This is a genomic window from Nocardia sp. CDC519, assembly GCF_059509835.1.
This window is the reverse complement of record NZ_CM183377.1, coordinates 1,284,632-1,304,298: the sequence shown is the minus strand read 5'-3', so window position 1 is coordinate 1,304,298 and position 19,667 is coordinate 1,284,632. Positions and strand designations below refer to the sequence as shown.

Annotated in this window: 20 protein-coding genes; 9 read left to right on the top strand and 11 right to left on the bottom strand. The window is 67.9% G+C overall.

Annotated features, from left to right (window positions below; all coding sequences use genetic code 11):
* Positions 1–14: 14 nt before the first annotated feature.
* From AC5W7N_RS05815 to AC5W7N_RS05795, 5 genes are all read right to left on the bottom strand, one after another.
* On the bottom strand, positions 15–2,531 hold the full coding sequence (locus AC5W7N_RS05815; protein WP_490724362.1) for a DUF2339 domain-containing protein: 2,517 nt from the start codon (positions 2,529–2,531) through the stop codon (positions 15–17).
* A gap of 309 nt (positions 2,532–2,840) precedes the next feature.
* On the bottom strand, positions 2,841–3,539 hold the full coding sequence (locus tag AC5W7N_RS05810; RefSeq protein ID WP_163814479.1) for a DUF1707 SHOCT-like domain-containing protein: 699 nt from the start codon (positions 3,537–3,539) through the stop codon (positions 2,841–2,843).
* Between the two features lie 215 nt (positions 3,540–3,754).
* A complete protein-coding gene (locus AC5W7N_RS05805) occupies positions 3,755–4,411 on the bottom strand; it encodes a response regulator (RefSeq protein ID WP_163814478.1) in 657 nt (218 codons plus the stop codon).
* A 3-nt stretch (positions 4,412–4,414) separates the two neighbouring features.
* Positions 4,415–5,608 carry a MacS family sensor histidine kinase gene (gene macS / locus AC5W7N_RS05800; RefSeq protein WP_178128076.1) on the bottom strand — a complete coding sequence of 398 codons (1,194 nt, stop codon included), beginning with the start codon at positions 5,606–5,608 and terminating at the stop codon, positions 4,415–4,417.
* On the bottom strand, positions 5,586–6,815 hold the full coding sequence (locus tag AC5W7N_RS05795) for an AI-2E family transporter (protein ID WP_195020881.1): 1,230 nt from the start codon (positions 6,813–6,815) through the stop codon (positions 5,586–5,588). The genes macS and AC5W7N_RS05795 overlap by 23 nt, the downstream gene beginning before the upstream one ends.
* Before the next feature lie 188 nt (positions 6,816–7,003).
* Between AC5W7N_RS05795 and AC5W7N_RS05790 the strand changes: the two genes are divergently transcribed.
* From AC5W7N_RS05790 to AC5W7N_RS05780, 3 genes are read left to right on the top strand one after another with little or no spacing between them, the layout of a single operon-like run.
* The gene (locus AC5W7N_RS05790; RefSeq protein WP_175585936.1) at positions 7,004–8,524 is read left to right on the top strand and encodes an adenylate/guanylate cyclase domain-containing protein; all 1,521 of its coding nucleotides are present in this window, start codon (positions 7,004–7,006) and stop codon (positions 8,522–8,524) included.
* 4 nt (positions 8,525–8,528) lie between these two features.
* Entirely contained in the window at positions 8,529–9,623 is a 1,095-nt protein-coding gene (locus AC5W7N_RS05785; protein ID WP_163814477.1) for a lysylphosphatidylglycerol synthase transmembrane domain-containing protein, read from the top strand.
* A 47-nt stretch (positions 9,624–9,670) separates the two neighbouring features.
* Positions 9,671–10,042, top strand: coding sequence for a DUF3054 domain-containing protein (locus AC5W7N_RS05780; protein ID WP_163814476.1), 372 nt, complete (start codon positions 9,671–9,673; stop codon positions 10,040–10,042).
* 38 nt (positions 10,043–10,080) lie between these two features.
* Here the strand turns inward: AC5W7N_RS05780 and AC5W7N_RS05775 are convergent, their stop codons facing one another.
* Positions 10,081–11,760, bottom strand: a complete 1,680-nt coding sequence (locus AC5W7N_RS05775; RefSeq protein ID WP_228815189.1) for an NTF2-like N-terminal transpeptidase domain-containing protein — start codon at positions 11,758–11,760, stop codon at positions 10,081–10,083.
* Positions 11,761–12,070: 310 nt separating this feature from the next.
* Between AC5W7N_RS05775 and aroQ the strand changes: the two genes are divergently transcribed.
* The gene (gene aroQ, locus AC5W7N_RS05770) at positions 12,071–12,535 is read left to right on the top strand and encodes a type II 3-dehydroquinate dehydratase (RefSeq protein ID WP_163814474.1); all 465 of its coding nucleotides are present in this window, start codon (positions 12,071–12,073) and stop codon (positions 12,533–12,535) included.
* A gap of 28 nt (positions 12,536–12,563) precedes the next feature.
* Here the strand turns inward: aroQ and AC5W7N_RS05765 are convergent, their stop codons facing one another.
* A complete protein-coding gene (locus tag AC5W7N_RS05765; protein ID WP_163814473.1) occupies positions 12,564–13,016 on the bottom strand; it encodes a nitroreductase family deazaflavin-dependent oxidoreductase in 453 nt (150 codons plus the stop codon).
* 116 nt (positions 13,017–13,132) lie between these two features.
* Between AC5W7N_RS05765 and AC5W7N_RS05760 the strand changes: the two genes are divergently transcribed.
* A complete protein-coding gene (locus tag AC5W7N_RS05760) occupies positions 13,133–13,783 on the top strand; it encodes a trimeric intracellular cation channel family protein (RefSeq protein ID WP_178128074.1) in 651 nt (216 codons plus the stop codon).
* A gap of 5 nt (positions 13,784–13,788) precedes the next feature.
* Here the strand turns inward: AC5W7N_RS05760 and AC5W7N_RS05755 are convergent, their stop codons facing one another.
* The gene (locus AC5W7N_RS05755) at positions 13,789–14,262 is read right to left on the bottom strand and encodes a peroxiredoxin family protein (RefSeq protein WP_195020267.1); all 474 of its coding nucleotides are present in this window, start codon (positions 14,260–14,262) and stop codon (positions 13,789–13,791) included.
* Between the two features lie 54 nt (positions 14,263–14,316).
* The gene (locus tag AC5W7N_RS05750) at positions 14,317–14,850 is read right to left on the bottom strand and encodes an RNA polymerase sigma factor (RefSeq protein ID WP_194992410.1); all 534 of its coding nucleotides are present in this window, start codon (positions 14,848–14,850) and stop codon (positions 14,317–14,319) included.
* Between the two features lie 289 nt (positions 14,851–15,139).
* Here AC5W7N_RS05750 and AC5W7N_RS05745 point away from each other — a divergent pair, with 289 nt between their 5' ends.
* Entirely contained in the window at positions 15,140–16,234 is a 1,095-nt protein-coding gene (locus tag AC5W7N_RS05745) for a hypothetical protein (protein WP_195020268.1), read from the top strand.
* A 49-nt stretch (positions 16,235–16,283) separates the two neighbouring features.
* Here AC5W7N_RS05745 and AC5W7N_RS05740 read toward each other — a convergent pair whose 3' ends face one another.
* Positions 16,284–17,081: an ArsR/SmtB family transcription factor gene (locus AC5W7N_RS05740; protein ID WP_195020269.1), complete on the bottom strand. Its 798-nt coding sequence runs from the start codon at positions 17,079–17,081 to the stop codon at positions 16,284–16,286.
* Between the two features lie 154 nt (positions 17,082–17,235).
* Between AC5W7N_RS05740 and AC5W7N_RS05735 the strand changes: the two genes are divergently transcribed.
* From AC5W7N_RS05735 to AC5W7N_RS05725, 3 genes are read left to right on the top strand one after another with little or no spacing between them, the layout of a single operon-like run.
* Entirely contained in the window at positions 17,236–18,165 is a 930-nt protein-coding gene (locus AC5W7N_RS05735) for an ABC transporter ATP-binding protein (protein WP_195020270.1), read from the top strand.
* A complete protein-coding gene (locus AC5W7N_RS05730; protein ID WP_163814464.1) occupies positions 18,162–19,013 on the top strand; it encodes an ABC transporter permease in 852 nt (283 codons plus the stop codon). The genes AC5W7N_RS05735 and AC5W7N_RS05730 overlap by 4 nt, the downstream gene beginning before the upstream one ends.
* Positions 19,003–19,245 carry a helix-turn-helix transcriptional regulator gene (locus AC5W7N_RS05725; RefSeq protein WP_163814463.1) on the top strand — a complete coding sequence of 81 codons (243 nt, stop codon included), beginning with the start codon at positions 19,003–19,005 and terminating at the stop codon, positions 19,243–19,245. The genes AC5W7N_RS05730 and AC5W7N_RS05725 overlap by 11 nt, the downstream gene beginning before the upstream one ends.
* Positions 19,246–19,258: 13 nt before the next feature.
* Here the strand turns inward: AC5W7N_RS05725 and AC5W7N_RS05720 are convergent, their stop codons facing one another.
* A complete protein-coding gene (locus AC5W7N_RS05720; RefSeq protein ID WP_228815190.1) occupies positions 19,259–19,663 on the bottom strand; it encodes a type II toxin-antitoxin system VapC family toxin in 405 nt (134 codons plus the stop codon).
* Between the last annotated feature and the right edge of the window lie 4 nt (positions 19,664–19,667).

Sequence of the window (19,667 nt, the reverse complement as noted above, 5' to 3'; positions counted from 1 at the left end):
CCCGTCTACCTGCCCTACGACGTCGGCGGGTTCTCGCTGCTCGCGTCGGCGAAGGCGCGAGCGTAGCGGGTGCCTGCCAGCAGGAGCAGCACCCCGACGATGAGGAAGGCGGCCACCCGCACCAGGCCGTCGAGCGTGGCAAGGTCGAACAGGAACAGTTTGGCCAGGGCGGCAGCGGTGACCAGCAGGCCGGAGCCGAGGGCCAGCTTGGCCACCGCAGGCGAGCCCGCCAGTTTGCGCAGGCCGTACAGCAGCGCGGCGGTGGCGGCGACCATCCAGGCGATGGTGGCGGCGCTGTGGCCGATGAGGAAGCCGTCGGACGCGCCGGAGGCCACACCGATGGACACCGTCGCCACCGTCACCGCGTACAGCCCGCACAGGCTCGCGGCGACCCAGAGGACCACGTCGGCGATATCACCGCCGATACCGGGCAGCCTGCGCACCGCCCACACGCCCGCCGGCACGACGGCGAGGGCGAGCAGGGCCGCCAGTAGCGTCGCGATGTCCAGCTGCTGTTCGGCGAAACGCTGCACGGCAAGGGTTTCCGGGGAGGCGCTGTCCAGGAAGACCAGCGCACCGAGCGCCGCGAACATCACACCGATACCGGCGGCCACCGGGTTCCGCAGTTGCCCGGCCACGGCGAGGAAGCCGAGCGCGACCAGCAACAGCGCGACCGGCAGGGTCTGCACATCGGTCACCCCCAGGCACGCCTCGAGCAGAGCGAACGATCCGGCGACGGCCGCAGCGATCGCGGTATGCGGCGGAATGAACCGGCGCAGCCGCTGATTCGGCGCAATCGCGGTCGCCGCCAGACCGAGCAGTACCGCGGCGAACACCGCGGCAGCGAACACCGAGGTGCGGCGTTCGAACATCACCGGCGCTGCCAGCAGCGGAATCGCCGCGATGGCGAGGGTGACCGTCGCGGTGATGTCGCCGGAGCGCTCGCGCACCGCGAGTACGGTGCCGACCAACCCGACGGCGGCGATCGCGACCGCCGCCGTGAGCAGCCAGTACAGCCGGGCCCGCTCCGGGTTGTCGAAGGTGGCGACGGCGATCGCGGCCAGCGTGGCCAGCACCGCGGGCGCGGTCCGGATGACGTGCAGAATCGGCCAGTTGCGCGCCAATTGCACCGGCACACACGCGGCTTGCAACACGATCAGGAATCCGAGCAAGGCCAGTTCCACGGTCAGCACTGGCGACAACACCGCCGCGCCGGCCACCACAAGCACCGCGAGAGTCTGCGAATTCCACCGCACCGCCAGCCACACCCCGCCCGCCGCGACAGCCGACGCCAGTGCCAGCCCCACCACCGGCGGCAACCACTCGTACACCGTGGTCACCCCGACCACATTCAGATAGCCGCCCGCAATACCGGTGGCCGCCAAGGCGATTCCGCCGACCTGCCCGCCACTGCGCGCGTACACCCGCACCCCAGCCCCCACCAGCGCCGCGGAGAACGCCACTCCGGCCGCCACCCGGGGCACCGGCCCGAAGAACCCGGCCTGCGCCGCCAGCACCAGCAGCATCACCACCCCGATGAGGGTCACCCCGACCCCGGCCACCGCAAGCACCCGGCTGATCACGCCCTCCTGCTGCCACCACGGCGTCCGCTTCGGCGCCTGCGGAGGACGCCACGCCTGCCCCGCCGGCACACCCCAGCCCCGCCCTCCCGGCGGAACCCCATACGGAATCCCGGTGCCACGCGGCGCCCAACCACCCGGCTGCGCGAAACGTCCGGCCGGGTACGGATACCCACCCGCCTGCGGCCCATAAGGGCCGGGAGTCGCAAAGGTGCCGCGCCCCGGCACCGCACCCTGGTGCGCCGCGGAGCCCGCCTGCGGCTGGGAGGCGCCCGGCCCGGGGAACGCGGGCGCGTCCGGGGGTACGGGCGCACCCGGCGACCCGGGCGCGCGCGATGGCTCGGTCGCACCCGGTTGTGAAGTACCCGCAGCAGTAGGCGTCCGGTCGGCGCCCGGCTGAGCGTGGTCGCGGCCAGATGACGGCCGGTCGGCATTCGACCGTTCCCGGCCAGCGCCCGCCTCCGCCTCCTCGACGCCCGCCCGCGCCTCGTCTACGCCGGACTGTGTCTCGGCAACGCCCGACTGTGTCTCGGCAACGCCCGGCCTAGCGCCCTCGACGCCCGCCGACGGCTCGACGTCACCCGATCGCGCCTGGTCAACGCCCGGCCTGGCATGTTCGACGGCGTCCGATCCTGCCTCATCGGCGGTCGATCGTGCGCGCCCGACGCCCGCCGACGGCTCAACGACACCCGGCGACACCTGACCGGCACCCGACTGCCGCCGGCCGACACCCGGCTGTGGCGTGCCGGCCACCGGGTGCTTTGCGGAGAGCCCGGCGTCAGGCACGGATGAGCCGGTGGCGGGCTCCCCGGCCGCACTGTCCGCCCGCTCCGACGCGACCTGACACCGCAGCAGTTCCAGGTCACGCCCCAACGCCCACATCTGATCGCCGAGCGTCTCGAACTCTCCCGACAACCGCGAGATCAGCACCGGATCAATAGCTGTACTCATGCTTCCAATGCTGAGTTCGACGGGTATGGAACACATGAGTAGAAACACCCGGCAACAGACGAATATCTACGCGAATCCGCTGGTAAAGGCGCTGCGGGCGTTCGATGGCCGACCCACCGGGGCTACGGACCGGCCAGCTGTCGCGTTCGACTGTCCCAGGCGTCCCGCAGCATCAGCCGCGTGGCCCCGGCCGGCGGTAGGTCTACGTCATCGGACGCTGTCTCCGCCCGCCTCGTTCGCAGGGCCGAGCACCGCGCCGGCAATCGCATTCAGGCCGTGCGCGGGGCTGTTCAGGAGCGCGGCGGGCCCTCAGAACCCCATGAGCTTGCGCCAGTTCGACATGAACGGGTGCTTGGCGGTGACGGAGCCGAAGCGGGTGCGGCCGTGCACGATCAGGTGCAGGCGGCCGATGGGTGGGCCGGTGCGGACCTTGTTGTTGGCGCTGGAACCCACCAGATCGAGGCCGTTGAGGTCGACGGTGGCCTCGCTGGGCACGATCAGGGTCAGGCCGGTGGCGTAGTCGTCGACGTGCAGTTCCACCACCTGGGTGGACATGATCGCCTCGGTGAAATCCAGAGTGACCGAGGAGAGCACGTTATTGGTGTGCAGCACGGGCGCCACCTGCCAGGGGCCGCGCCGGCTGAGTGTGGCGAGCCTGCCGCGGATGACGTTGCCAGGATGCTGCGGCATGGGCGCGAGGTGCGGCGTCGACGGCCCTGTCAGCGGCCGTGGCGCGTTCACAAAGGCGGTGGACGGTGCTGCGGGCTGCCCGACCAGTCGGACGCCGGGCAGATCGATGAGCACGGAGTTCAGCTCGCCGCGGGTCTTGGCGGCCAGCGCCGTATCCATCCGCTCGGTGAACTCCCCCAGCGACAGCATTCCCAGCCCGACGGCACGTTGCAGCAGCTCGCCGACGTGTTCTCGTTCGGCATCGGAGACCCGCAGGTCACGATCGCCTACCGGCCCGCCGGAGCCGATACCTGATGAAACCGAATCGGGGCCGCCCATGGGTCCGAGGTTACCGAGAAACCGCCCGTTCCGGCATCGGGGCGATCCCCGATTCCGGCGCCCCCGGCATCCTCCGGAAGTCGTACGATCGCCGCCCACAGCGTTGGCGACCCGCCGCACGACACAGCACCGAACTGCCGACCGGCAACGATACGACCGCAACGATCAGCTGCGCGAACTCCCGACACCGACCCCGATAGGCCGAGCGCGACGCCCTACTCGAGCCCTTGCTCGATGGCATACCTGGTCAACTCGACCCTGTTCGCCAACTGCAGCTTCCGCAGGGTCGCCTGCACATGGTTCTCCACGGTGCGGTGCGACAATCCGAGCCTGGACGCGATCTGCTTGGCCGACAACCCTTTCGCCACCATCCGCAGCACCTCGGTTTCGCGTTCGGTGAGCGCGGGCCGCGGCGGCGTGGCCGGGTCGGCGGGCGCGGTGGCGATGCGGCGGTACTCACCGAGCACCAGCCCGGCGAGTCCGGGTGTGAACACCGCTTGACCGGCGGCGGTGGCGCGCACGGCATCGCGCAGCTCCGCCGACGACGCGCTCTTGACCAGATAGCCGGTGGCGCCCGCCTTGATCGCGTCCAGCACATCGTCGCGTTCGGCCGACGCCGACAGCACCAGCACCCGGCTGTCCGGCGAGACCCGCAGCACCTCGGCGGTGGCCTGCGCGCCGTTGCCGTCGGGTAGTTGCATATCCATCAGCACCACATCGGGTCGCACGGCGGCGGCGCGTCTGGTCGCCGCGCCCACACCGTCCGCGGTGGCCACGACCTGGAACCCGGATTCGGTCAGGTCACGGGAGACGCCGTCGCGCCACATCGGGTGGTCGTCCACCACCATCACGGTGATCGCGTCCTCGCTCATCGGCTACCTCCCTCTCGATCGGCCACGTGGCACCCGGAATTCCCATTCGGTGCCGAAGCCGACGCCGCCGGTCTCTTCGGTCAGCAGTTCCGCCGTCCCGCCGAGTGCTCCGATCCGGCCGACGATAGAGCGTGACACGCCCATCCGCCCCTCCTGTTCGGCCTCGGCCAGCCGGCCGGGTGCGATGCCGACGCCGTCGTCGCGGACGCTGACGATCACCTCGTCGCCGGTGTCTTCCAGCAGCACATAGGCTTTCGCGTCCGGCCCGGCGTGCAGACCGACATTCGACAGCGCGGTCGCGACCGCGGCCGCGATCTCGGTGGCGACCCAGCGCCGCACCGGTACCGGATCACCTGGCGTGGACACGAAGACGTCCGGCGTGGCGTGTTCGGTGAGCAGCGGCCGCAGATCGACCTCCGCCCCGCCCTCGTCGGCACGTGCACCCTGCTCGGAGATCAGCACCCGCAGCGCCACTTCCTGTTCACCGGCCCGCTGCGCGAGTTCCGCGGTGGGTCCGCCGATTTCGGTACCGCGACGTGTGATGTAGCTGAGCACCTGCAGCACGCCGTCGTGTACCTGACGGGCGAGCCGTTCGCGTTCTTCGGTCGCCGCGTTCAGCCGCACCGCCCGCTCGAGCTGACGTTGCGCGGTACGCGCGGTGTTGGCGGCAAGCCCGAGCGCCAGCCCCACCGATACCAGCACCGGTGCGGTCGCATCGGTCCACACATCCTGACCCCACTGGTCGCGCACGGTGATGCTGGCGGCGGCGATGAGCATGCCCGAACACACGCCGAACACCGGCCCGCGCAGGATCGCCGCCGAGATCACGGCATTGGTCGCCCACAGCGTGGTCGGCAGGGTCTGGTGGCCGTGATACCAGTCGTAATCGGCGACCAGCCGGGTCGAAGCCATCAGCGCGATCACCACCGCATGGTCGCCGAACACCACCCAGCCGCGCAGCCGGAGGGCGTCGGGGAAATGCCACTGCGACAACATGATCGCCGAGACGCCCGACCACACCGCCATGCTCGCGATCAGCACCCAGCTCAACCGCTGGTTCTGGTAGTAGGGCACCGAGGCGATCTGCTGGCCCACCGCGTACAGCAGCGTCACCAGCCGGAAGGCCTGCGCCGCCCGCCACAGCGGGGCGGTGGCGGTGTCTGCGGAGCTCGGTTCAGTCGTCCGTGGTGGCGTCATCGCGGGTCCCGGTGTCGTCGGTGCGGCCCGGTTTGTCCCCACCGGATTTCCCGCCGAGTTTGCGCTGCGCCTCGGCCAGGATGGCCCCGACATCGAAGCGCCCCGGCTCGGGCACATCCGGCTCCGCCGAATACAACCTGCCGTCCTCGTCGGTGCGCAGCTCCTCGAACAGCTCCTCCGGATCCTCGGCCAGCAACGATCGGATCGCGGTGTTCATCACCGCGACGAACGGCACCGCGAGCAGACCGCCGGCGATCCCGCCGAGCACCACGCCCGCGGTGATGGCCAGCACCACCGCCAGCGGATGGATGCTCACCGCCCGCCCCAGCAACAGTGGCTGCAACACATGCCCCTCGAGCTGCATCACCGCGATGATGATGCCGAGCACGATCAGCGCCGTCACCAGGCCCTTGGTGACCAGGGCGATGAACACCGCCACGAACCCGGCCAGGAACGCGCCGATGATCGGGATGAAGGCGCCGACGAACACCAGTGAAGCCAACGGCAACGCCAGTGGCACCCCGAGGATGGCGAGCCCGGCGCCGATACCGATGGCGTCGACAGCGGCCACCGCCACCGTCGCCCGCACGAACCCGACCAGCGATCCGAAGCCGAGCTCGCCGGCCGTTCGCACCCGCTGCCGATGCGGCGTCGGCACGATCCTGGTGATGAAATGCCAGATCTGATCGCCGCTGTAGAGGAAGAAGATGAGGATGAACAGGGTGAGGAAGGTGCCGGTAAGGATGTGGCCGATCACCGTCGCGGTGGTGAGCGCCCCGCTGGTGAGCTCGTCCTGATTGGACTGGATGGCCTTGACCGCGGTGTCGCCCGCGCTGCGGATCTGATCTTCACTGAGGTGGATCGGCCCGTTGATCAGCCAGTCCTGCACCTCTTTGATGCTGTTGGTGAACTGATCGGTCAGCTGGGGCACGCCCTCGACGAACTGCTCGACCACGAAGGTGAGAATCCCGGCGACCAGCCCGAGCGAACCGACCAGCACCACGAACACGCCGACCGAGCGCGCTATCCCCAGCCGTTGCATCCAGTCCACCAGCGGCGCCAGCAGCGCGGCCGCCAACAACGCGATGGCCAGCGGAATCACCACCGTCGCCAGCCGCTGCACGACCATGGCCAGCACGGCGACCAGCGCGAAGATGACGAGCAATCGCCACGCCCACTCCGCGCTCACCCGCACGATCGGATGCACCGCGTCGGCCGCCGCCGACGCTCTCCCCTCCCGCTGTGCCGCCGTCTTCGGCGTCGATCCCGCGGAACCTGACTTCGGCTCGGTCACCCTGGAGAGCTTATCGGCGCAACACCGCCACGCAGAGGATAGATGTTCGAAACGCTAGATTGGTGATCGTGTCAGCGCCCTTGGAAGCGGTCAAACAGACCATGCATACGCGCTGGCCGCTGTACCTGACGTCGATGCTGTTGGCCAATGCCTTCGGCGCGGTGCTGGTCTGGGCGTTCATCCAGTACGGACTCCCCATACCGGAAGGTGAGGCCGCCGGACCGCGCCAGGTGGGCCTGCTGATCCCGGCGCTGGTCTTCGTGATCGGCGGCCTGCTCAGCGTGGTCGCCTCGGCGTGGATGCTGCGGCCGGTGATGCGGTGGCAGGTGCGCGGGGGCCCGCCGAGCAGGCAAGAGCAGATGGCCGCGCTGCACGCGCCGCTGCGGCAGTCGATCCTGCATCTGGCGCTGTGGATCGTCGGTGGCGCGGTGCTGGCCTCGCTGATCATCGTCGACACGCCCGAACTCGCCGGTGCGGTGATCGTCACCGAATGTATGGCCGCGACCATCGTCTTCGGCTTCACCTACATGCTCGGTGAGCGCATCCTGCGCCCGGTGGCCGCCGAAGCACTCACCGCCGGCACCTTCGACCACACCTTGACCCCCGGTGTCGGTACCCGCATGGCGATGACCTGGGGCATGGGCACCTTCGCGCCGACCATCGCGATCGTGCTGCTGTGCGTCACCCAGATCTCCTCCGACATCAAATTCTCGGCGCAGTCGCTGGCGGTGTCGATTCTGCTGCTGTGCGGTGTGGTGATCATGCAGGCGCTGGCGTTGTCGATGCTCACCGCCTCCAGCATCTCCGACCCGGTGCGCCAGCTCAGCCAGGCCATCGACCGGGTGCAGGCCGGCGCGCGGGATGTGCAGGTCGAGGTGTTCGACGGCAGCGAGATCGGGCTGTTGCAGGTGGGCTTCAACCGGATGATGGAGGAGGCCGCCAAACGTCAGCAGCTCCAGGAGCTGTTCGGCCAGCACGTCGGCGCCGAGGTGGCCCAGCGCGCGCTGGACTACGGCACCGAACTCGGCGGTGAGACCAGGTTCGTCGCGGTGCTGTTCGTGGACATGGTCGGCTCGACCGCCACCGCCGCCGAGCGCCCGCCCACCGAGGTGGTGAGCCTGCTCAACGAGTTCTTCCGGGTGGTGGTCGACGTCATCGATCGCCACCACGGCTTCGTCAACAAGTTCGTCGGTGACGCGGCCCTGGCGATCTTCGGCGCGCCATTGGACCGGCCGGACGCACCCGCCGCCGCCCTGGCCGCGGCCAGGGAATTGCGTGAGGCCCTGCGTGAGGTGCACGGCCTGGATATCGGTATCGGCGTTTCGGCCGGATTGGCCGTCGCGGGAAATATCGGTGCGGCCAATCGATTCGAATACACCGTCATCGGAGATCCGGTCAACGAGGCCTCGCGGCTGACCGAGCTGGCCAAAGACCAACCCGGGCGGGTGCTCGCATCCGGCTCCGCGCTGTATTTCGCCGATGAAAGCGAGCAAGAGTTTTGGGTGACCGGCGACGAGGTACAGCTGCGTGGACGGCGCAGAAAAACCAGATTGGCCTGGCCCAAGAACGGCGCCGAGGCCACCGACGATGCAGACGAAGAACAGGTGCGTTCGTTAGGCTGACCGCGTGACGGCCAACGGCGCTCCAGCAGGCGATTCTGTCTCGCCTGCGGCCGCTGCCGCGCCGGTTCGGCGCAATTTCCGGTGGCTGAAATGGGTCGCCGGTGTGGCGTTGCTCGCATTATTGATCGGCGAGGCCATCTATCTCTGGCCGCGTCTGCACGAGTCGTGGCGCACTCTCACCGAAATCCATTGGGGCTGGGTAGCGCTGTGCATCGCATTCCAGGCGATGTCGATGAGCGGATTCGGCCGCGTGCAGAAACAGTTGCTCGGCGCCGGTGGTGTGCGGGTCAGTCAACGCAAATCGGTAGCCGTCGTCTATGGCGCGACGGCGATGTCGGTGACGCTGCCCGCCGGCCAGGTTTTCTCCACCGCGTTCACCTACCGGCAGACCCGGCGCTGGGGTGCGAGTCCGGTGGTCGCCTCCTGGCAGCTGGTGTTCTCCGGTGTGGTCGCCGCGGCGGGCCTGGCGTTGCTCGGCGTCGGCGGTGCACTGCTGGTCGGCAATCGGGTGGGGCCGGTGAAACTGATCGTCACCGTGCTGGCCATTGTCGCCCTGGTGTGGGCGGGCAATTACATCTCCAGCAATCCCGGTGCGCTCGAAACCGTCGTGCGCCGAGTGCTCGCGCTGGTGAATCGGGTGCGCAAACAGCCGCCCGACCATGGAATGTCCAAAGTCACCGACATGCTGGCGCAGCTGGAATCGGTCGACCTCGGTACCCGTGACGGTGCCTGGGTGGCCGGATGGGCGGTGGTGCACCGCATCGCCGACGTCGCCTGTCTCGGCGCCGCCTGTTACGCCATCGGCGGCGACCCGAAATGGGCAGGCCTGCTGATCGCTTTCGCCGCGGGTAAAGCCGTCGGTTCGATTCCGTTCGCGCCCGGCGGCATCGTCTATGTGGACGCGACCTTGATCTACGGTCTCACCGCCGCCGCGGGATTGCCTGCCGCGCAGGCGGTGGCGGCGGCATTCGTCTACCGGCTGGTGAGTTTCATTCTGGTGGCGATCATCGGCTGGATCGTTTTCGCGTTCGGTTTCCGCACCAAACAGGCCGACGAGGTGGAATACGAAAAGGAATTCGAGCAGCGCCGCACCGTGTAGCCGTGGCGTGGCCGGGGATTGATTGAAACGAACACTAAGCTGGCCGGGTGAGGATTTTCCTGCCGTTGGTGGTCGATGCCCTGCTGGTGGTGCTGTTCTGCGCGATCGGACGGCAAAGTCACGACGAGGCGGTGCTCGCCGGATTGTTGCGGACGGTCTGGCCGTTCGCGATCGGGTTGGCGGTCGGCTGGGCGGTGGCGGTGATCGCGGCCGGCCGGATGTACGGCGAGGGCGCCCGTTTCGATGGCAGTTCGCTCTGGCCCACCGGGGTGCTGGTCTGGCTCGGCACCCTCGCCGGCGGCATGGTGCTGCGTTCGATCAGCGGCCAGGGCACCGCGTTCAGCTTCGTGCTGGTGGCCTCGGCCGTGCTGGCGTTGTTCCTGCTCGGCTGGCGAGCCGCCTGGAACGCGATCAACTGATCGGGTTCCAGGCTCCGGTGATCTGATACGAGAGCGGTTCAGGGCTCGGGCTTGGTGAACGAGCGGAACATCCGGGCCGCCATCCGCACCGCCGCGTCGCCGCCGTCGATATTGTCGATGTGGACCGCGAAGGCCAGATCCCCCATCGTGGCGATCAACCAGCCGTCTTCGCCCGCTTCGGCGACGAAGCCGGTGACCCCGCCGTACATCCGAAGCTCTTCCATCCTCGGATCGTTCATGCCGTCGCGCATCATGGTGCGCAGCCGATCGGTGACCGGGGCAGGCAGCGGTTCCAGCTGAGCATCGGTTTCGCTGGGCCGTCCACGCTCGATCATGGGCGGCGGCACCGAGCCGCGCGCGATGGTCGCGGCGGCGATGGCCATACCGAAGGGGCTGGCCAGGACCGCATCGGCGCCCGCGCCCTGCCGGACCTGCTCGGCGCTGCGTCCGGAGATGGCCAGCCGTCCGGTGACCTCGTCCAGACCCGGTACCCGGAAGTCGACGCCGATGCCGAGTTTGGCGGCCGCCTCCGCGGCCTCCTGCACCGAGACGTCGGCCGGCGCCTTACCTTTTTCGACGCCCACGATATTGCGGAACAGCTCGATGTTCGCGCCGATCGGGTACAGGCCGGTGAACGCCACCGGCCCGTGCTCGCTGGCATAGCCGTTCTGGGCGACCGCGACCACCGCACCGGTGGAGGGCTGGATCGCCACCAGCGACGCCGGGCTCGCCACGCTGACCACGGCATCCAAGGCAGCACGCTGCAACTTCTGGTCCATGGTCGCGGCGATATCGGGCCCTGCGGGGCCCTGTTCACCGGCCAGCTGGGTGATGAATCGGCCGTCCTTCTCGAACAATTGGACGGCCCATCCGGAATGCGCCTGCTGGCTGTCCTCCCAGACCTCGGCCAGCCCGTCCAGCATCGGGGAACGCACCCGCCGGTCGACGGAGATCACCCGCGGCTGCTTCTCCATCACCACACCGGGAATGGGCGCCATCCGCGGTTCGAGGATGTTGAAATCGCCGTCGCGCAGGCTGACCGCGACGATCGGCTTGCCCCCGGAGGAGGCCAGCTGCTGCATCAGATACGGCCCGGTGATCAGCGAGGCGACCGGTTCGATGGCGTCGGCGAGCGCATTCGTCGAGGCGACCGGATCGGGCATGAGCGCAGGATCCAGTTTGATCACGTTGATGTTCTGCTCGGCCATCAGCGGTTCGCCGACGATATCGACCACGCGCGGTGGCGGTTTCGGAGTGGTGCGCACCAGCTTGACCTCGCGGGTGTGGCTCAGCTGCGGCATCACGATCGCGGGGTCCCAGGAGATGCGCCAGCCGATGGCGAGCTTACGGACCGAACCTTCGATGCTGTAGGACCAGTTCTTCTTTTCGCCGAAGCTCCAGTCGACGTCCATGCTGAACAGACCGGAGGCGGGGTCGAGCTCGATGAATTGGGTTTTCTCGTAATCGACTTCGCCGGATTCCAGGCCCTCGAACATTTGCTTCAAGGTTGCCGAGGCCGCGGTGGGGTAGGACGTCAGCTCCGCGGCGGCCGCGTAGTCGTGCTCGTCGAGCAGCTCGGTGAACCGTTCGACGACAGCCTCGGCTTCGTTCGGCTGCTCACCCAGACCACACGATCCCATCGCGAATACCAGAGCCGCCACCCCCGTGAGGGCCAGTGCGCCCCGGAAGCGAAAGCGGCGGGATCCCCACACATCCATGTCGCCCACTCTTCACTCTTGTCACTCCAGTAACAAGACCACCGTACCTGAAAAATCCCTGTTTGCGGCGCCCCCCGAGCCGGGAGAGCAACCCGTACACAACGGTGTCAATTGTGCCCGAACCCTCCCGTCTCCGAAGCCGATCACCAACGTCGTCCGATGGCCCGAAGACAACCGGCGCAGCTACCGTACCGACCGAGCCGACGCCGCGTGCAGATACCACCGAACTCGGCGTTTCACATTAGATACCCGATCCGATCCGCGACCAATCGCGCAGGTACGCACCGGGTGAATCGGTAAGGTTGCCGGCATGTCCGACACCGCCGCGCCGAGCCTGCCGATCCTGGTGCTCAACGGTCCCAATCTGAACATGCTCGGCGTACGCCAGCCGGAGATCTACGGCTCCGAGACCCTCGCCGACGTCGTGGAATTGTGCACGCGCACGGCGGCCGGGCTCGGCCGCGAGGTGAAGGCGTTCCAGTCGAATTCCGAGGGCGCCCTGATCGATCGGATCCACGAGGCCCGCGGGACGGTCTCGGGCATCGTCATCAATCCCGGCGGGCTCACCCATACCTCGGTCGCCCTACGCGACGCGCTGGTGATTCCGGAGGTGCCGATCGTTGAGGTGCACGTCAGCAATGTGCATGCCCGCGAGGAGTTCCGCCACCACTCCTTCATCTCGCCCATCGCCACCGCGGTGATCGCCGGGATGGGCGTGTTCGGATACGCGGCGGCGATCGAATTCCTGGTGCGGCGCCGACCGAGCGGCCACTGATCGACCGCCGATCGAGTGGCGGCGCCGATCAAGCGATGCGGAATACCGGGAACCCCGGCGCGATCGCGGCCAGCTCCGCATCGGTCGCATCCTTGGTGACGCCCTCGAAGAACCGGCCCACCTCCCAGCCCCAGCGCTTCAGGTAGGCGCGCAGCAGCGGCACCTTGTCGGCGTCGTCGATCTCGTGCGCGGTGAACGCCTCCACCTTGCGACCGAGCCGCAGCTCGCCCTCTCCGGCGGCGCGCAGATTCCGCACCCACTGAGTGTGTCCGCGCGGCGCGACCAGGTAGCGCGCGCCGTCGATGTCCATGACGTTGACCAGCGTGGTGCGCCACTGCCCGCTCTTGCGGCCGCGCACGGCCAGCAGTCGCGAGCCCATGATGCTGATGCCCAGCTTGGGCAGGGTGTTCATGAACCGATTCATCGTCGCCTCGCCTCGTGCCGGGCCGATGTATCGGGTCGCCGCGTTCGTGCCGGTCATGTCCATCTCCTTTGTGAGCGCCGCTCTCTGTTGAGAACAACAGTCTCACGCGCGGCGGCACAAGTCAAGAGCAGTGCTCTCTATCTGTGGCGCTGCGGCCGCATTCCGCTGCGCTGATGGACGATGGTCGAGTGGCGGCGGCTGATCTCACCGATCTGTTTTTCGTGCTCGACCTGAGCGGCGTACTCGCGAACGCGGTGCTGGGCGGAGTACTGGCCAGAGCCGAACGGTTCGATCCGATCGGGTTCGTGACCCTGGCGATCCTGTCCGGGCTCGGCGGCGGCCTGATCCGCGACACCCTGCTCCAGCGCGGCACCCCCATCGCGCTCACCAACTACGCCTACCTGGTGACCGCACTCGCCGGGGCGTTGATCGCGTTCGTCCTGCTCATCGAGGGCAAAATCTGGGACCGCACTTTCCTGTTCGTCGACGCAGCCGCCCTCGGCTGCTGGGCCGCCACCGGCGCCCAGAAGACCCTGGCCGTCGGCCTGGGCTGGTTGCCAGCCATCCTGCTGGGCACCATCACCGCGGTCGGCGGCGGCATGGTCCGCGACATCGTGCTGCGCCGCACCCCACGCATCTTCGGCGGCAACACCCTCTACGCCACCGCCGCGCTGGCGGCGAGCATCGTCATGGTCGCCCTCGCCGCAGCAGGCCAGACCACCGCGGGCATGATCTGCGCGACCACCGTCGGCGCGGGCCTGTGCCTGCTCGCGCACTGGCGCGGATGGACCCTCCCGGAGAGCCTGCCGCGCCGCGCGCAGTGAGCCGGCTAGATGCTGGTCCGGCCGAGCATCGCCTCGACGGCCGCGGCGATACCCCTCTTGTCGTAACCGCCGACGGGCAGGGTCGCGCCGTTGGCGTGGCGGACGATGCCGTCGGCGTCGACGAGCATGCTGCCCGACTGCTGCATCGTGCCGAATACCGTGCGGGTCAGGCCGATCGAGGCGTGCGGGGTCGCGGTCGCGCCGACGAGCACCGTGAAAGGGATGCCGTGCCGCGCTTTCCAAGCCAGCGCGCGATCGCGATCCTCCGGCACCGCGATATGGATGCGAAGGCCCGCGTTCTCGAATTCGCTTCGCCGCGTATGCAGATCGCGGACGTGCCGGGTGCAGATCGGGCAGGACGTGGAACGCGTGAAGTACACCAGAGCACCGTTGGCGCCGAGATTCTCCGACAAGCGCCACGGGCGGCCATCGGTGTCCTCGAGTTCCAGGTCGGGCGCGGGGGATCCTGCAGTGAGCATGGGGAATTCCTTCGATGCGGGGATGGTGTGGGGCGAACGGATATCCGAGGCGGACTACAGCGGATCGGCGAGGCGTTCACGAACGGCGGCACGGGCGCGATGCAGCTGCGACTTCATCGCCGCGGTACTCAGGCCGAGCGCCTCGGCCGTGTCACGACCCGGGTGCCCGAGCACATCGCGCATGATCAGGACCCTGCGCTGCAGCGGCGGCAGTTCGGTGATGGCGCGGGTGAGCTGTTCGGCGTCGAGCCTGCGCAGTACTTCGTCCTCGGCGGAGACGACCGTGCCCGAGTCGGACCCGTCGTGCTCGCGGTCGAGCACCCGCCGAGCCCGTCGCAGACATTCATTGCGGACGATCCGGAACATCCACGACGCGATCGCCGTGGCGGTGCGCAATGTCCCGATCTTGCGGTACAGGATGATCAGCGCCTCTTGCGCGGCGTCTTCCGCGTCGGCCGACGACGCGCACAGGTGCTGGGCGAAGCGGCGCACATGAGGATGGGCCCCGTCCACGATGGCCGAGAGCGCGTCCCGATCACCTTGCTGCGCCGCGGCGACGAGTTGTTCAGCGGCCCATCCGCGTTCCACTCGGGGCCTCCCCTCGGTACTCCGATGCGGCGCCCGGCAGCGGTGCGACCGCAGCGGCGTTCGGCGCGGTCATGGGTTTCATGTCGACTCTCACAACCATAAGAGCGCCTCCGACCGGAAAAGGATTCGGATCGGCGACAGTTTCCTCCGCGCCCGCTATCGTCGGTTCCGACTCGGCAGCTCGCCCACCGGCATCGCGAAAGCGCCTGCCCGAGTTCGCTCGACCGATACCGGCGATGCCCGGCATCGACGCACCCAGCCGACGAGAAGCCGAGGCCTCGAGGGAACCGTGCCGGATCTGTTCTACTACCCGAAGATCAACGCGCCGCGCTCGGTGATCTACCAGGCGGTGCTGTACTGGGATCGCTTGGTCACCGTTGCGCCGCCGGGACCGCTGGATCATTTTCTCGGTCCGCGGATGCGTCAGTTGAACGACGCGGGACTGTACCTGCGTTTGCCTGCCGACGAGTGGCCGGGCGGCACCGGCGTGATCGAACGGACGCTGTGGACACTGACGCGGCTGCTCGATGAGATCCCCGCGGACGATCTGGTCCCGGACAGCGGTCCCGACAGCTACGTTCATCGCGGAAAGTTCTCGCCGGATCTCATCGAGGAACTGCGGCGACGGGGGCTGGCTCGCAGCAGCGGCCTCGCGGTCTACATGTCGGCCGCGACTCAACTGTGCCTGATCAGCGCCGCGGCCCGTGAGCTCGCCCTGCACTACAGGCATTCGAATTTCGGTGATCGCGACGCCGGCTACCACTACATCGACAGCCTCTACCCCTACACAGACAGTCCGGCCGCCCATCGGTTCGCACACTCACCGTTCGCATTCATCGACGATGACCCCGGTCCCGAGGGCTCGATTCATCCTCGCCGGTACCGCGGGTTGTTCCCCGGCCGCCTCCCCGACCCGAGCCCGGCGCCCTGTCTGGATGTCGAAATCGGCGGGCTGTTACCGGTTCCCGGCCATGACGTCCTGATCGAGGATCTGATCGCGTTCCGGGAGAAGTACAGCGATGAACGACGACGCCTCATCACGGCGATCGACCGCCTGGTGCGCGGTCTGCAACGCGACTACGGCCGGCCCCGGGACGTGTTCCACGCCCTACAGGGTGAGCTGGAGCGGGCCCTGGCCGATCTCGAGCACGCGGGCCGCTGCGCGAAGATCAATTGGGTACGCCGAGCGGTGACGGTCTCGATCGCCTTGGCATCCGGATACGCCGGGCAGCAGCTGTATCCCGAGCTTGGCTGGTTTCTCGGCGTCATCGGCGGAGCCGCGATCAATGTCGCTACCACGACCACCCGTGCGCCCCGGCGCGAATTCGCCGATGACATCACCTACTTACAGCGGACGCGTTCCGCCGTGGCAGGCCACTCGTAGGTCTCGCCGCAGCCGGAACGGCGCGACAGCGGAGTGCCGCGCCGGTTGATCAGCTCTGCGCGGGCTCGGGCAACACGTCCCCGGTTTCCAGTAGCGTCTTCAAGTTCGACAGGATCGAAGGCCATCCGCCTTGCACCCCGTCGAGCACCCGGCTGCCGGGCGCGAACCCATCGTGGACAACGGTGAGCTTCACGACCTCGCCCTGCGGTTCGATCTCGAAGGTCACCTTGGAGCGGGGTTCGGCGGACCATTCGGCGAGTTCATCGGCGTCCATTCCGAATTCGGCGGCGAACTCGGGGCCGATGGTGTGCCAGGTGAAGGACAGGCGGCGGGGCGGATCGGATTCGAGCACGATCTGCTCGGGATCTTTACCGACCCAATTGCCTTGCTTCCACACCATTTCCGAGCCCTGCCGCCAATCGGTGTCGAAGGTGGCGCCCCAGTAGCGGCTGGTGAATGCCGGATCGGTGAGGGCCTGCCAGAGCTTTTCCGGCGTGGTCTTGATGTAGGTGGTGTAGACGAATTCGGTGTCACTCATCGGACTGGTCTCCAATGCGGATTTCAGGTCGGCGAGGGCGGTGACCCGCGCGCGGTGGTAGCGGTTGATCCAGCGGTCGGCGATGGCGTTGATGGGTTCGGCGTTCAGGTAGTGCAGCTTTTCGCGGCCACTGCGCCGGGTGGTGACCAAGTTGGCGGCCTCGAGCACCGCCAGGTGTTTGCTCACCGATTGGCGAGCCATGTCCAGCCCGGCGCACAGCTCCCGCAGGCTCTGGCCATTGCGAGCCTGGAGGCTGTCGAGCAGTCGCCTGCGGCTGGGATCGGCCAGCGCTTTGAATACCTCGTCCATCGCCGTTCTCTCGTGATATGCAGCCGTTTGGCTGCCCAAGCCAGAATAGGCAACCAAACAGCTGCATGTCAACGGTCGAGCAGCGAGCATTGCCACGGCGAAATGTAGTACGTATGCTACAAACCATCACCAACCCACGACAGGGAGGGAAACCATGACTGTGGGTGACGGCGTGGTGCTCGACGTGGAGCAGCTGCGCATGCGCTACGGATCCAAGGACGTCCTCGACGGCGTCTCATTCCGGGCGCGACACGGCGAAGTGGTGGTCATGCTCGGCCCCAACGGGGCGGGCAAGACCACCACCATCGAAATTCTCGAGGGATTCCGGGTGCCCTCGGCGGGCAGGGTCGACGTGCTCGGCGCGAATCCGGCGCACGGCGACGAGGCCTGGCGGGCCCGGATAGGGGTGGTGCTGCAATCGTGGCGCGACCACAAGAAATGGCGTCTCCGCGAACTGCTGTCCTATCTGGGCACGTTCTACGGCCCCTACAGCACTGATGGCGTCCGAAAGCCCTGGGACACCGATGAACTCATCGAGCTGGTCGGCCTCACCGAACATGCCGGCGCCAAGATCTCCACCCTGTCCGGCGGGCAACGCCGCAGGCTCGACGTCGCGATCGGCGTGGTCGGCAAGCCCGAGGTGCTGTTCCTCGACGAGCCGACCGCCGGATTCGATCCGGAAGCCAGGCGCGAATTCCACGATCTGATCCACCGTTTGGCCGACGAGCAGCAGACCACCATCCTGCTCACTACCCACGATCTGGACGAGGCCGAGAAATTGGCCGACCGCATCCTGATCCTGGCCGGTGGCCGGATCATCGCCGACGGCTCGGCCGACGAACTCTCGCGCCGGGTGTCGGTCGAGGCCGAGGTGCGCTGGACCAGAGACGGCCAGCGTTTCGTGCACACCACCACCGAGCCGACCAAGTTCGTCTACGAGCTGTTCCAGCAATTCGGCGCGGACATCGGCGAACTGGAGGTGCGCCGCGCCTCACTCGAGGAGACCTACATGTCGCTGGTCCGCCACTACGAGAGCGGCACCGGCGATGCCGAAATCCACGCCATCGAGGAGGTCGTGCGATGAACCCGACTACCGTCGCGATCCGGGCCGGATTCCGCCGGGCCGGCATCGAACTGCGGATGCTGTTCACCCATGGCGAGGATCTCGGCGGGATCCTGCTCACCCCGATCCTGCTGCTCACCGCGCTGTTCTTCATGCGCAACAGCACCTTCCAGGACACCGACCTGAGAATGGGCGCGTTGGCGTTGCCCGGGGTGATCGGCGCGGTGGTCGCCTTCAATGGCTTGTACGGCATCGCCCAGTACCTGGTGCTGGACCGGGAGGACGGCACGCTGTTGCGCGCCAAGGCCACGCCGAACGGCATGATCGGCTATCTCATCGGCAAGCTCGGCGCCAACGCCGGTTCGGTGCTCGCGCAGGTGGCTATCCTGCTGGGCGTGGGAACGGTGATCGTGGGAGGTGTGTCGCTCGACAGCGTCACGTCGTGGCTCACGTTGGCGTGGGTGCTGGCCCTCGGTCTGCTCGCGATATCCGCACTCGGCGCGATCCTCGGCTCGCTCTTCGACGATCCTCGTGGCCTGTTCTTCTTCACCATGCCGCTGATGGGCCTGGTCGCCATCTCCGGCATCTTCTATCCGATCACCGGGTTGCCCGGCTGGTTGCAAGTGGTGGGACAGGTATTCCCGATGTATTGGCTCGGTCTCGGTATGCGCTCGGCGATGCTGCCCGATAGTGCTCGGGTGGTCGAGCTCGACGGTTCCTGGCGCCATCTGGAAACCGCTGCGGTACTCGGCATCTGGTCGGTGGCCGCGCTGGTGATCGCGCCGGCGGTGATGCGCCGGATGGCCCGCCGGGAGTCCGGCGCGGCCATGGCCGAACGGCGGGAGAAGGCGTTGCAGCGTGCCTACTGAGGTCATCTACAACCGGATCGCGATGCTGCGCGCCGAGCGCGGCATCTCCCGGCGCGAGCTCGCGGAAGCGCTCGGCGTGCACTACCAGACCATCGGATATCTGGAGCGCGGCGAGTACAGCCCGAGCCTGCATCTGGCCTTGCGGATCGCACAGTATTTCGAGGTGGCGGTGGAGGTCGTCTTCTCCACCACCCCCTTCCCCAGACTCGGGTCGGACTCGGAATCGGCCTGATTCACGCCGCGGACTACGGAACCAGAGTGAACCCTGCGGCATGGCGAGGGCGTACGACGGTGAGCCGCCGATCCGTGGTGGCTATCTGCGTCAGATTCCGACGCTCCGCCGCGGCGATAACCGAGGCGTCGGCCGTACCAAGTGGAAGGTCGCGGTACTTGGCAACCAGTTCGGCGATCCGAAGCCAGTCGACGGCGTGGACGGGTTCGACCGCGAACAGGCCCTGTGCCAGATCTCCGAGGAAACGCACCTCGGCCTCAGTGCCGAGTCTGGTGCTGATCAGGTATACCGCCTCGGTGATGACCAGCGTCGGCACGACGAGCGGGCCGCGATGGGTTTGCAGCAGGTCCAAGGACGCTTCGTGGTGGGCGTCGTCGGCGTCGACGTAGGCATACAACGAGCCCGCGTCGACGACCAAGGCG

What these genes read in the sequence shown, in the direction of transcription:
- AC5W7N_RS05815 (WP_490724362.1), bottom strand. Translation starts at nt 2,531, where the DNA reads ATGAGTACAGCTATTGATCCGGTGCTGATCTCGCGGTTGTCGGGAGAG.
- AC5W7N_RS05755 (WP_195020267.1), bottom strand. Translation starts at nt 14,262, where the DNA reads ATGCTCACTGCAGGATCCCCCGCGCCCGACCTGGAACTCGAGGACACC.
- macS (WP_178128076.1), bottom strand. Translation starts at nt 5,608, where the DNA reads ATGACGCCACCACGGACGACTGAACCGAGCTCCGCAGACACCGCCACC.
- AC5W7N_RS05730 (WP_163814464.1), top strand. Translation starts at nt 18,162, where the DNA reads ATGAACCCGACTACCGTCGCGATCCGGGCCGGATTCCGCCGGGCCGGC.
- AC5W7N_RS05760 (WP_178128074.1), top strand. Translation starts at nt 13,133, where the DNA reads ATGGACGATGGTCGAGTGGCGGCGGCTGATCTCACCGATCTGTTTTTC.
- AC5W7N_RS05740 (WP_195020269.1), bottom strand. Translation starts at nt 17,081, where the DNA reads ATGGACGAGGTATTCAAAGCGCTGGCCGATCCCAGCCGCAGGCGACTG.
- AC5W7N_RS05775 (WP_228815189.1), bottom strand. Translation starts at nt 11,760, where the DNA reads ATGGATGTGTGGGGATCCCGCCGCTTTCGCTTCCGGGGCGCACTGGCC.
- AC5W7N_RS05810 (WP_163814479.1), bottom strand. Translation starts at nt 3,539, where the DNA reads ATGGGCGGCCCCGATTCGGTTTCATCAGGTATCGGCTCCGGCGGGCCG.
- aroQ (WP_163814474.1), top strand. Translation starts at nt 12,071, where the DNA reads ATGTCCGACACCGCCGCGCCGAGCCTGCCGATCCTGGTGCTCAACGGT.
- AC5W7N_RS05790 (WP_175585936.1), top strand. Translation starts at nt 7,004, where the DNA reads ATGCATACGCGCTGGCCGCTGTACCTGACGTCGATGCTGTTGGCCAAT.
- AC5W7N_RS05735 (WP_195020270.1), top strand. Translation starts at nt 17,236, where the DNA reads ATGACTGTGGGTGACGGCGTGGTGCTCGACGTGGAGCAGCTGCGCATG.
- AC5W7N_RS05805 (WP_163814478.1), bottom strand. Translation starts at nt 4,411, where the DNA reads ATGAGCGAGGACGCGATCACCGTGATGGTGGTGGACGACCACCCGATG.
- AC5W7N_RS05765 (WP_163814473.1), bottom strand. Translation starts at nt 13,016, where the DNA reads ATGACCGGCACGAACGCGGCGACCCGATACATCGGCCCGGCACGAGGC.